An 11755-nucleotide genomic window follows, 5' to 3' on the forward strand; every position below is an offset into this window, starting at 1 on the left:
GCGCAAACGACGGCCTCTTCCAAAACCATTCGGCATAGTGCGGCAGTCGGCATAAACGGCGAAACAACAGGCGCTGCGCCTCAACGAAGAACTCGATCGCCGACGGCTTTCCTTATACGTCCATAGCTCGGCGCTGAGCGCGGCCCATTGCTGCTGACCGAAGACCAATACAAGCAGCTCATCCTTCTGAGACACTCGTTAAGGAGCGGGTGCGCGCAATTGCCGGCGTGAAGCAATTGTCCAACGAAGGTGGAGGTCACACGTTCGAATCGTGGCGGGTGCGCCATTATACGATTTTGCACGATGCAGGACCATTTCACCGCGGTCGGCCCTACGACACCGCCGAATCGTCTCCGCATCGCGCGGCGCTCACGAATAGCGCATCGTGACAAGCAAGCCCATGGGGTGCGCGCAAAGTTCCCCGACGGGCCGGGTGGGTGTTATTCGCAGCCGCAAGAGCTTGCCGATACCAGGACACGCATCTGCGCAGTGGACTACCGCGACTCCGACAAGACTGAGGCGCGATCCCCCCGCTAACATCGGTTGATTCGCGGAGGTAACATTGATGACCCGAGCCCAGCCAAAGTCTTCGCCGACCGATGACCATGCGAGACAGATCGCGCGCGCACTATCCAAGGGCCGGTCGCCCCCGTTCAGCGCCGACCTTGATGAATACTGCGAAAGCTCCCCGCGCGAAATCTTCGCAGCTTTTGCGGGCGCGGCCCGCCACATGCCTCCGGCCGGCAAGGACGAGGTGCTCGCTATCGGTTATCTGTTTCTGCTGCAACGGCTCCTCGAGCATCTGCGTTATCGCACCGATCGCGGCTATGCGGATGCGGCCAAGCTGATCGCGGATTTTCAGGCCGACGTCGTCGGACGGGTTGAGGCGGGACAGGTCGATGCACGCATGCTCGCCTTCGTGGGAGGAGCGCTGCACCAATCGAAGATTCTGGCATCGCCAGAGCTTGCCGCGGCGTCGGCCAGGCACGCCATCGACGTGGACGAGAGCAGGCCGCTTCCGGCTGACGTCCGCGCCGCGCTCGGCGGCATCCTCGAGGCCTGCGGCGGCGATCCGTTTGTGGTTGTCGGCTCACTGATTGAAAACAGCCATGCCATGCCGGCAGAAGCCCGCAGCTCCCTGGCAGGAGCCATGGCGCTCGCCGGGATCCCTGAAGCCCGCGCCGCCGCGGTTCTGTTCCTGCTCGATCCGGAATCAGCCATTCGCCGCACGGTTGCCGGAGCGCTTGACCAGGTCGCCGCCTCGCTGACGCCGACGGATGTTCGGCGGCTGATTGCGATGCGCAATTGGCGACCAGGGGCCGAGCGAGCCGAGGTCGATGCTGTCATCCGCAGGGCGAGGGCCGCGGGGATCGATTGCGCGCAGTGGGAAGCGGGCAGCATCGAATCAGTTGTGGCCACGGCCATCGACGGCGCAACAACGCAAGGTTTCCTGCTGGTGTCGCCGGCCGGACGGAAGAAGCGGATCTCGTCGGTCCTGACCAAAGACGGGATTGCAGACGCCTGGAGCGGCGAGCCGGAATCGCGCCGCCGGGTCGAGGCGAGCCTGGCCGGCGCAGGGATGGACGCCCCCACGCTTGCGGTATCCCGCCCGTATCTCGACCGCACCGTGGCGCACCATTTGGCGCTCAGCACGGAGAAAGGGGAAGCGCCGCCGTTGGGCCTGCTCCAGGTTGCCGAGACGATCGGCGGTGCTGACTGGCAACCCGCGCGGATGGCCTTCAGTGAAGCGCTTGCCGGGCTGATCGCCGACATCCCGAAGGCGATGTGCGAGCCCGCGGCGCTCGCATTGGTGCTACGCAAGAGCGACAAGCTGGCCGACATCGAGGCCATCGCACAATCTTGGTTCGAGGACGACGCGCAGGTCGCACAAGCGGTGGAGAGCGCACGCGGCCGTGATCGCACGAAGCTTGCCAGTTATCTCTTGCAGAGCGTCATCGCACGGCGCCGTGACAGATGGGCCGAGGTTGTTCTGCGCACGGCCCTATGGATGCGCGAGGCCCCTCCGGAGGCCGATCTGTGCTGGCGCGAGGTCGCGCTCGTTGCGAAAGCGCTCGCCGACGGACGGGATATGACCGAGATCGGATTGATGCGCGATATCGCACTGCGGACGATCGCAGCGCTCGGAAGCGCTGGGCGAATGTGAGGGAGCCTCGCATCACTCCGACCGGGCGTAGCGCGAGATCGCACGTCATCGTAGAGCTACAGATTGGCGCGAACGCCGGGCGGCCGCATCATAGTGCTACGGCAAAGCAATATGTGCCCATCTTCATCGGTCGTGGCGCGCCAACCTTACAACGGCCGGAATCGAGGCGCCATTTGAGATGCTCCCTTGGTGATCGGCCACGCCCTGCGCGGCCGGCGGGAATGAAAATGGCCGGCGGTATCGAGCGGGCGCGCAACGGAGGGTCCGACCGAGGCCCGGCACTTCGGAATACGGCTGGATGCCTTGCGCGGGCGCGCCCCCGGCCTATGACCGACATCCAGGCCGCGAGCGTTTGGGCATGCCCATCGGAGACCGACCGCAGACGACGATCATCGCAACTCCTTGAAGCCCGGCTTGGAAGTCGATTCCGCAAGAAGGCAAAGTGCTCTACTTAATCCGGAATCGTTGTCCGTCCGAGGAAAGCTCCAGCGCATGCCGGAATCTGTGGCGCGGGAAGTTGGTCTGCTTCGAACACTTGCCACACATCTTGAGCGGCGACCGCTGCCGTTTGAGAAGCTGACGCAGGAGTTTATGCGTAAGGAAGGCCTTGGGCACGTACGCGAGAAGGCCAGCGGTATGATTTCCATTCGGCTGCCCGGTCCTCATGCATTCCCCGAGCTTACCGACTGTCTCTTGGATCGGCTTGCCTACATACGGCCGAAAGCCGCCCATACGCCGTCTTCGCCGTCCCAGCTGCCGCGGCTCGCCGCCTTGGAGTACTCCGTGGCGCGCTGCTCGAAGAAATTGGCGTGCTCGACGCCATTGAGAATCTCGACGAGCCACGGCAGCGGATGCGCCTTGAGCTGTGTGGACCCGCCCTCCTTAGCCTCGAAGAAGCCGAAGACCGGGGCAATCCGGAGCTGGGTCAGCCGCCAGTCGGCGACATAGCGGACGTAGGCGTGGATCTGCTCGGGCCGCATGCCCTCGATCTTGCCGAGGCCGAAGGCGAGATCGACGAAGTTCTCCTCCAGTTTCACCATGGTCTTGGCGACGTCGACGATGTCGTCGCGGACGGAGCGCGTCACCGCGCCGGTTTCGCGGTGCCATTCGTGAAATAGCTTGATGACGCCCTCGCAGTGGAGGCTCTCGTCGCGCACTGACCAGCTTACGATCTGTCCCATGCCGTTCATCTTGTTGTGGCGCGGGAAGTTGAGCAGCATGGCGAAGCTCGCGAACAACGCCATGCCTTCGGTGAAGGCGCCGAACATCGCCAGCGTGCGGGCGACATCGGCCACGGTGTCGACGCCGAACTGATGCATGTAGTCCGCCTTGGCGCGCATCTCCGCATAGCCGCGGAATGCCTCGAACTCGGTCTTGGGCATGCCGAGCGTCTTGAGCAGCAGCGCATAGGCGTCGATGTGGACCGTCTCCATGTTGGTGAAGGCGGCCATCATCATCTGGACGGTGAGCGGCTGGAAGATCGGGATGTAGCGCTTGAAATAGTTGTCGCCGACCTCGATGTCCGACTGAGTGAAGAAACGGAAGATCTGGGTGAGCAGCGCACGCTCGTTGGCGGTGACGCGGTCCGACGCCCAGTCCTTCAGGTCGGCGCCGAGCGGCACCTCCTCGCCCATCCAGTGGGTCTGCTGCTGGCGCTTCCAGAACTCGTAAGCCCAGGCGTAGCGATCGACGTCATAGCTGCCGGTCGAGTCGAGGAGGCCGACGCGCCCCTTGCCAATCAGCGTGCGCGGATCGACGGACGAGAGATCGATCACTGACATGCGAGGCACTCCTCATAGTCGGTGCGCTGCGGCGCCGGCTGCTGCGGCGCGACCTTGTCGCCATCGGCGATCTTGCCGGCGAACGCCGCGCGCGAGATCGATTTTGAACGGCAGTAGTAGAGGCTCTTCACCCCGCGCTTCCATGCCGTCCAGTGCAGCATGTGGAGGTCCCACTTATCGACGTCGGCCGGCAGATAGAGGTTGATCGACTGGCTCTGACAGATGAACGCGGCGCGGTCGGCGGCAAGCTCGACGATCCAGCGCTGGTCGATCTCGAAGGCGGTGCGAAAGATCGCTTTCTCGTGCTCCGACAGGATGTCGAGATGGGCGACCGAGCCCTCGTGCGCGATGATCGACTGCCAGGTCGCCGAGGTGTCGGCACCCTTGGCGGTCACCACCTTTGCGAGATGCGGATTACGCACCGAGATGGCGCCGGACAACGTCTTGTGGGTGTAGATGTTGGCCGGGATCGGCTCGATGCAGGCGCTGGTGCCGCCGCAGATGATGCTGATGGAGGCGGTCGGCGCGATCGCGATTTTGTGGCTGAAGCGCGCCATCACGCCGCGTTCCAGGGCATCCGGGCACGGGCCACGCTCGTGAGCGAGCGCCACGGATGCCGCGTCGGCATCGCGACGGATTTTTCGGAACATGTTCAGATTGAACGACTTGGCCAGGACACTCTCCATCGGAATGCCCTTGGCCTGGAGGAACGAGTGGAAGCCCATGACGCCGAGGCCGACGGAGCGCTCGCGCAGAGCGGCGTAGCGGGCACGCTTCATGCCGTCCGGCGCAACCGTGATGAAGTGGGTGAGCACGTTGTCGAGGAAGCGCATGACGTCCTCGATGAAGCCGGGCTCCTCATTCCACTGGTCCCAGGTCTCGAGGTTGAGCGACGACAGGCAGCACACCGCGGTGCGCTCCTCGTCGCGATGATCGATGCCGGTCGGCAGCGTGATCTCGCTGCACAGGTTGGAGGTCGAGACCTTGAGGCCGAGCTCGCGCTGGTGCTTGGGGAGCGCGCGGTTCACGGTGTCGATGAACAAGAGATACGGCTCGCCGGTCTGTAGCCGGTTCTCGAGGATGCGTTGCCACAGCTGGCGGGCGTCGATCTCGCGGACGACCTCGTTAGTCTTGGGGCTGCGCAGAGCGAACGCGGTGCCGGTGCCCACAGCACGCATGAACTCGTCCGTGACGTTGATGCCGTGATGCAGGTTGAGGCTCTTGCGGTTGAAGTCGCCGGACGCCTTGCGGATCTCGAGGAACTCCTCGATCTCGGGATGGTGGATATCGAGATAGACCGCCGCCGAGCCGCGCCGCAACGAGCCCTGGCTGATCGCCAGAGTCAGGCCGTCCATGACGTGGATGAACGGGATAATGCCTGAGGTGACGCCGCCCTTCACCTTCTCACCGATCGAGCGAACATTGCCCCAGTAGGTGCCGATGCCGCCGCCGTTGGAGGCAAGCCAGACGTTCTCGTTCCAGGTGCCGACGATGCCTTCGAGCGAGTCCGACACCGAGTTAAGGAAGCACGAGATCGGCAGGCCGCGCGTGGTGCCGCCGTTGGAGAGCACCGGTGTGGCCGGCATAAACCACAGCCGAGACATCGCATCATAGAGACGTTGGGCATGCGCAACATCGTCCGCGAAGGCGCAAGACACCCGCGCGAACATGTCCTGGAGGCTTTCGCCGGCGAGCAGATAACGGTCGGTCAGCGTCAGCTTGCCGAACGACGTCAGCAGGTCGTCGCGCGACCGATCGAGCGTGAGGTCGGACGGCTTTGGCGATGGCGCGAGGGGCCACGGCAGCGGAGCCGGCGATGGCGGCGGCCGCACACTCGGCGGCTCAACGAGATGACCATGCTGATCGAAATCGTAAGACAGCGCCATCGGCAACCCCGACGATGTTTGGGGCTGGGGCCGCGCGGACGACTTGCGAGGAGGCCGGGCAAATGTCCCCGGCTGCAAGCGACCCACCGGGGCACCCCGCCCGAGGACGTTCGTTCTGTCGCGGCAGGTCTCCTGGCTCGCGGGTCGCTGCGGCTGTCGGCCTTCCCGGCGCTGTCGCACCAGTGACCATGATGACAGCCGCTCGCCGCTTACAGTTGCGGGGGCAGCCCCGGAGTAGCCGTTGCCGGCGCACCGGATTCCCTCTTAGCTTCCACCGTACGAAATGTGGGGATGGAAGACCGTGACATGGCTACATATAGGCACCGCTCACCGAGATTCGTCAAGCCTTGTGCTGGGGGAGATCACGGTTCAGAAGGCAAAAGTGTTGGAACTAACGACTCTGCCGCCCCGGCGCGACTCGAGCCTAGATCACATCCAATGTGCGCCATCGGAGACGGACACTTCTTTTTGCTCGCAACTGTCTGCACACTCATCGCGTCACCGGCGCCTTCCATCGCATGAATCGCCTCTCCAGCGTCTCGAGAACGGCATTGAACGCAAGTGCTATGACCGTGATGCCGAGAATGCCGAAATACACCTGCGGGATCAGGAAGCTGTACTGGCTGTTGATAATGAGATAGCCGAGACCGGGCCTTGGCACCGACCATCTCGGAGGCAACCAGCACGAGTATGGCGGACGCGCTGGCGAGGCGAATGCCGACGAAGATGGTCGGAGGCGCCGCCGGAAGGATCACCCTGCCGAACAGTTGCTGCGGCGTCGCGCCCATCGTCTGCGCCGGCTCGATCAGGAGCGGGTCGACCTGCTTCACCGCTGATCTAAAGCTGCGCTTGGCCGCTGATGCTCAACACCATTGCTGCGAGCCGAAAGCGCTGCGACACCGGTCCTCCAGTATTTGATCGAGGAAGCATCCTCATCGCGTTAGCGCTCGGAGATGATCCGATCGAACCGGGTCCGCACCTCTTCCGGCCGAGTCGTCTGCGCCCATCCGGCGATGCGTATTCGCTAGCTTAATTCAGGCGATCGCGTGATCGCCTGACTCGCTTACGTCACCGGCACCTCGCCGGACGTCACGGACCTTAGCGTCGCGACCGTCTTACGATCGCGGTGTGTCGGACTTCGCTGGCCTTCTTTCGTCGTGCAATCCGTTTGGTTCTCTGGAGCGTAGCCTCGGCCTTACTGTGCCGACGGCCCCCGCCGTCTGGCCTGGTTGCAATTTATCCATGGAGAGCGGCGATCTCGTCATACCGCGACTGCGTCTTTAGCAACCTTGAGCGGTGACGCTTTAACCGATTTGCTGGCCGGCTTGGCCGCGAATTCCATCGGCTTCTTCGTGAAGGGATTAATTCCGCTGCGGGCTTCAGTAGCGGGTTTGTTCACGACCGACATTTTGACGAAGCCGGGAATGACGAACTCACCGGACTGGTTCAACTCCTTGTAGCCTACAGCCGTCAGCTGCTCGATGACGGTCTTAATGTCAGCCTTAGAAATCTGCGTTCCTTCAGCAATCGCGTCAATTAGCTGGTTCTTGGTCATCTTGGCCATGATAGATTCCTTTGAGAGGCGCAGAACGAACTACGCCGATTCCGTCACGTTTGTTCGAGCACGGCAAAACCGCACAAATCGCTTCCCGTTCGCGCCGCGGTCATGAAGTGACGGGCTTAAAACCTATCGGAAGCCAAAACACAAGGATCAGTTTGACGTGCTTCCGGCGTCCGATTCGTACATCAGGTGGGTTCGATCGACGGCCCTTTTCAGGGTCACGACACCGCAGCGCGCGCCACGTTCCGAGTCTGTGTCTGCGCCTGGGCCCTACTGAGAATTTTCCTCGCCATGGCCGGCGTTTTCGGTTCACGGTCGCTTCGCTCATTCGTTGCTGCCCCTTCGGAATGGAGCAGCAGCCTGCCGTATGTACCCCCGTTCAGTTCAGGGCAATCCATCTCCGCGCTCGGGCAAAAATGATGCGTGGACGGCCACACCGACACAAAGAAAGGCGGACAAAAAACTCAGACCAGAAATGTTCACCTACAGCTTGGGTCTCGTTCGACCAGTTTGCAGCGCGCGATCGGTAACCCGGCTTCATCAAATAGCTGTCCGTTCCAGTTCGCTTCGTCCCGATCCCACACCATATACCCGAATTTGCTGAGGATAAGATCGCTCGTGACTGGTACGCCGTCAACCTCGGTCGGTTCCTCGGGCTCCTTCGCCAATTCGGTACCGCTGTTGCCGATCACGAGTTGTGGGGACACGCGCCGGACTCGCTTCGCCAAAACTAAGCGCCTCAAACGCGTGAGCGTGCCCCGACACGATCATCTTGACCGCAGGCGGTAGGAAATCGCCGAGGGCCCGTTGCTCGATGGTGTTGTCAACCTGATCTTGCTGAGTGTTCTTGTTCAAGCGTACGGCATTGAACGGCGCATGGGTCAAGAGCCAAGTCGGCGACTGCACGCCACCACCTATCTGCGCGAATTGCCGCCGTAGCATCGCGCTGACATCGGTGCCAGCCACTTCTGGGGATACATCCTCGTCATCATCATCGTCTTTGTCTTTGGCTACCGCGGCGCCGTCCATGACCACGAAACCAAGGCCGCCAATGCCGGTCACAAAGAAGCCGCCCATATCAAGCTCGGGGCATTTCTTCGGTGGCGGATCGTGGTCAAGGAAGCGAAACCAACCTTCGCCTGCAAGCTTGCAGGTTTCGCGATTGCCTCTGACCATGATCCAAGGCGCAGCGGCGAAAAGCTTAGCAGATGGTGCGACAAAGTCTGCCTCTCATACATCCCACCCGTAGCCCACGGGCGTACCAGGGCAAACAACGGCACGCCCCTGGCAAGACTTCTCCCGGACGAATAGGCGCCTAGTATTCCTGGTAGGTGCATCGGCGATCTTTTCGGGAATACATTAATTCAATATTGGCCGGCGGTTCAGTCGGAATCGAGCAGGTGCAAGCTTAATATAATACTCCGCTTTGGAGTTGACCTCGATCAAACGCAAGGCGTGATGACGAAGAAAATGGCTGAAAGGTGCGTGTTTTGGCTCTGTCTCGGTCTCGTATTGATTTGCCGGGGTGGGTTAGCCGTCACTAGCGGCGGTGCTCGGGCGAACGACAGCACGCTTGTCGACAAGGTCAAGTCAACTTGGCGAGCGCAGGACGGAGAGACTGTCGAGCAGATCATCTCCAATGTCTCGAAAGTGGCGCACTTCGTACCGAGAACATGGGGGATCGTTCAGCCGCACGACGGTGCTGAATATGTCTTCTTTTCGTGGGCCAAACATCCGAACGATAAATCAGACGAATATGCAATTCTCTGGAAACTTGCGGCCGACGGGGCAATGAAGATTGGATCACCGTATGCAAGACCGATGGAATTGGGCTGGAGGGCATTCGCACTCTCGCTTATCGCCAGTGAAGTCGCAGATGGCCAAAGGGGGGGCGAACCTTCGCTTTTTGCATGATCCCGTCAACTTCAACTTCGTGATGACCGCACAGGGCAAGTTGGGCGACCTTCTGCGGCGTGGCCGTTGCACGATCGGCGATCCGGTCGGGGTGGATTACCTGCAGAAGGTGGATGACAAAGAGGCCACGAAAAGCGATCTGTGGCGCGTACTGATTATGGTGAACTGCAATATTCGAGGGCCTCGTGATTTCACTCGTGGTGGAGTGATCATTTTCGAGACGTGCGACGGACAAGCTTGGGAGCCGCGCTCGTTCTTGGCCAAGCGTATCGCCACCTATCCCCCAGGCTCTTGGTTTGATCGCTCTTGGTTTGATCGTGCGCACCCGAAAGAACAGGAAGTGTTTAAGGCGGGCAAGGGGATCTTGGTAAATGAATGCACAGAATAGGTAGGGCGCGCGCACTTGAGGGGCACGTTGAGCTAGAATGGCTGCCAATCCCGGTAGGTGCCTCGCTGGTCGTTACAGATCGGGGCTACAATGAATAAGCACTGAATGTATTGGTGCAGTTGGCCGCCGTCGCAGCGCAGGAGCCTACTCATCAACGTCCGCACTGCAGGAACGAAATTAAGCTACGGATCGCTCGCAGCTCCGCTACTAGAGGAATCGTGCCGACGCTTTCAGGAGCCGCTCGCCAACAAAGTTTCCGAAGTAGCTCGTAAGACCGAGGCGTTGCGCCAGGAGCGTGGGCATCTGGCGAAGCAGCGCGACCAAATTGAAGACCAAGTGGCGCACCGGCTTGCGGTTGAGCGCAGCCAGCTTGTTGTAGCCGAAGCCAACAAGGCGCGAGCTGCTGCTGCCGCTGAATTGCAAGCAAAAGATGCTGAAACGGCCGAACTTCGTTCACCCTCCACGACGTGCCGCCTCACCGTTCGGTCTTTGATGGCGCGGTACGCGCGCAGAAGCCGAAATATCTCCGCCGCGTCCCTCTCCTTCGGGATCGATCTGAGACGAAAATCGAAACGGCGGCCTCAATCGAAAGGGACCGCTCGCGCCGCGGCCCCTTGCCGGTAAATCTGAAAATTTGCTCGGTATGGAAAACCAGCCCCGGCAACGATTAGACTAGACTAGACTTCTTCAGGCCTGTTGCGGATTCCGTAGAACCACCGGAATTGTCCGCGCAAAGGACGACGTCTCAGCAAATCCCCATTATTTCTCGGCGACTTGCCTATTGCTGCTCGCAATCTGAAGATCGTTCGGTGTGGTAGGAGCAGGACGACGCTCAGGGCCTTCATATCGAGCCGCGAGGTCGAGCAGGCGCCGCTTAATAAAAGGATCCGCTCGCGCGGCCAGATCTCGCACCAAACTGGCACGCTGCTTCCTGAAATCTTCACCCAACATGGCTTCCCTCAAACGCAACAATCAGAAACATAAAGATCATAGCACAGAGTTCAGCCGGGAAAGAGCATATCCATACTCCCCAAGATGTGGTCGAAGACCTCTCCTCAAGGATATCGATACGCCGTAGCGATCGGTTGGGAACGGCGCACAATCCGGCAGCAATGATTGTGAATGATTGGCAAGAACTTGGCGGACAGCTCGCTGCAGCTGGCAATGCAAGCCAATTTCACGTCGCACTCACGCTTAACCTTCATCTCGATCGAATCCTTGCCGCGGGGCTTGGGGATTTGCGAGGAGCGTCGCTGCAATTGCGCGGAAGCGAGGGTGCGAGCAGCCCGCGAGGTACGAGAAACGGTCGTAGTTCCAACAGCTCAACAATAGAAGCGATGCCGGAGCAAGCGAAGGAGTCGGCAAACAACCCCCGGCATTGCTGCCGGGGTTTCGCATGTCGTGGTTTGCGCGACGCGGCTGGATCAGAAGTCCATGCCGCCCATGCCGCCGCCCGGAGGCATTGCGGGGCCGGCAGCAGCCTTCTTCGGCAGCTCGGCGACCATCGCCTCGGTGGTGATCAGGAGCGCCGCCACGGAGGAGGCGTTCTGGACTGCGGTGCGCACGACCTTGGTCGGGTCGATGATGCCCTTGGAGACCAGGTTGCTGTACTCGCCCGTCTGCGCATCGAAGCCGTAGGAGTACTGAACCTTCTCCAGGATTTTGCCGACCACGACCGAGCCGTCTTCACCGGCGTTGATCGCGATCTGGCGGGCCGGAGACGACAGCGCCTTGCGCACGATCTCGACGCCGGTCTTCTGGTCGTCGTTCTTGGTGCGCAGGCCCGTGAGCGCTTCGGTGGCGCGGAGCAGAGCGACGCCGCCGCCCGGCAGGATTCCTTCTTCGACAGCCGCGCGGGTCGCGTGCATCGCGTCATCAACGCGATCCTTGCGCTCCTTCACCTCGACCTCGGTCGCGCCGCCGACGCGGATCACCGCAACGCCGCCCGCGAGCTTGGCGAGACGCTCCTGCAGCTTCTCACGATCGTAGTCCGAGGTGGTTTCCTCGATCTGCGCCTTGATCTGGGCAACGCGGGCGTCGATGTCGGCCTTCTTGCCGGCG

Annotated in this window: 10 protein-coding genes, 1 pseudogene and 1 riboswitch; of the genes and pseudogenes, 3 read left to right on the forward strand and 8 right to left on the reverse strand. The window is 61.4% G+C overall.

The window, feature by feature from the left end:
- The first annotated feature begins 565 nt into the window (after positions 1-565).
- Positions 566-2164 (forward strand): Y4lR C-terminal helical domain-containing protein, encoded by a 1599-nt coding sequence (locus ACFFWD_RS15750; protein WP_512699838.1) that lies wholly within the window; start codon positions 566-568, stop codon positions 2162-2164.
- 707 nt (positions 2165-2871) lie between these two features.
- On the opposite strand, the gene ACFFWD_RS15755 is transcribed toward ACFFWD_RS15750, so the two are convergent.
- From ACFFWD_RS15755 to ACFFWD_RS15780, 6 genes and pseudogenes are all read right to left on the reverse strand, one after another.
- Positions 2872-3945, reverse strand: coding sequence for a ribonucleotide-diphosphate reductase subunit beta (locus ACFFWD_RS15755; protein WP_376966631.1), 1074 nt, complete (start codon positions 3943-3945; stop codon positions 2872-2874).
- Positions 3936-5831: a ribonucleoside-diphosphate reductase subunit alpha gene (locus ACFFWD_RS15760; protein WP_376966633.1), complete on the reverse strand. Its 1896-nt coding sequence runs from the start codon at positions 5829-5831 to the stop codon at positions 3936-3938. Before ACFFWD_RS15760 ends, ACFFWD_RS15755 begins: the two co-directional genes overlap by 10 nt.
- 105 nt (positions 5832-5936) lie before the next feature.
- Positions 5937-6150: riboswitch (cobalamin riboswitch) on the reverse strand.
- 171 nt (positions 6151-6321) lie between these two features.
- A complete protein-coding gene (locus ACFFWD_RS15765; protein WP_376966706.1) occupies positions 6322-6492 on the reverse strand; it encodes a hypothetical protein in 171 nt (56 codons plus the stop codon).
- A 52-nt stretch (positions 6493-6544) separates the two neighbouring features.
- Positions 6545-6619: pseudogene (locus tag ACFFWD_RS15770) on the reverse strand (hypothetical protein); the annotation flags it as partial.
- Positions 6620-7092: 473 nt separating this feature from the next.
- Positions 7093-7395 carry an HU family DNA-binding protein gene (locus ACFFWD_RS15775; protein ID WP_376966635.1) on the reverse strand — a complete coding sequence of 101 codons (303 nt, stop codon included), beginning with the start codon at positions 7393-7395 and terminating at the stop codon, positions 7093-7095.
- Positions 7396-8025: 630 nt separating this feature from the next.
- Positions 8026-8568 carry a hypothetical protein gene (locus ACFFWD_RS15780; protein WP_474796882.1) on the reverse strand — a complete coding sequence of 181 codons (543 nt, stop codon included), beginning with the start codon at positions 8566-8568 and terminating at the stop codon, positions 8026-8028.
- A gap of 282 nt (positions 8569-8850) precedes the next feature.
- Here ACFFWD_RS15780 and ACFFWD_RS15785 point away from each other — a divergent pair, with 282 nt between their 5' ends.
- Complete coding sequence (locus ACFFWD_RS15785; protein ID WP_376966637.1) at positions 8851-9306, forward strand: hypothetical protein; 456 nt, start codon at positions 8851-8853, stop codon at positions 9304-9306.
- Positions 9269-9694: a hypothetical protein gene (locus tag ACFFWD_RS15790; protein WP_376966639.1), complete on the forward strand. Its 426-nt coding sequence runs from the start codon at positions 9269-9271 to the stop codon at positions 9692-9694. Before ACFFWD_RS15785 ends, ACFFWD_RS15790 begins: the two co-directional genes overlap by 38 nt.
- A 207-nt stretch (positions 9695-9901) precedes the next feature.
- Here ACFFWD_RS15790 and ACFFWD_RS15795 read toward each other — a convergent pair whose 3' ends face one another.
- A complete protein-coding gene (locus ACFFWD_RS15795) occupies positions 9902-10117 on the reverse strand; it encodes a hypothetical protein (RefSeq protein WP_376966641.1) in 216 nt (71 codons plus the stop codon).
- Between the two features lie 1001 nt (positions 10118-11118).
- Positions 11119-11755, reverse strand: a 637-nt coding sequence (locus tag ACFFWD_RS15800; protein ID WP_376966643.1) for a TCP-1/cpn60 chaperonin family protein, incomplete at its 5' end; no start/stop codon positions are given.

Origin of the sequence: Bradyrhizobium erythrophlei, from assembly GCF_042430365.1 — a bacterium.
GTDB classification, from domain to species: Bacteria; Pseudomonadota; Alphaproteobacteria; order Rhizobiales; family Xanthobacteraceae; genus Bradyrhizobium; species Bradyrhizobium erythrophlei.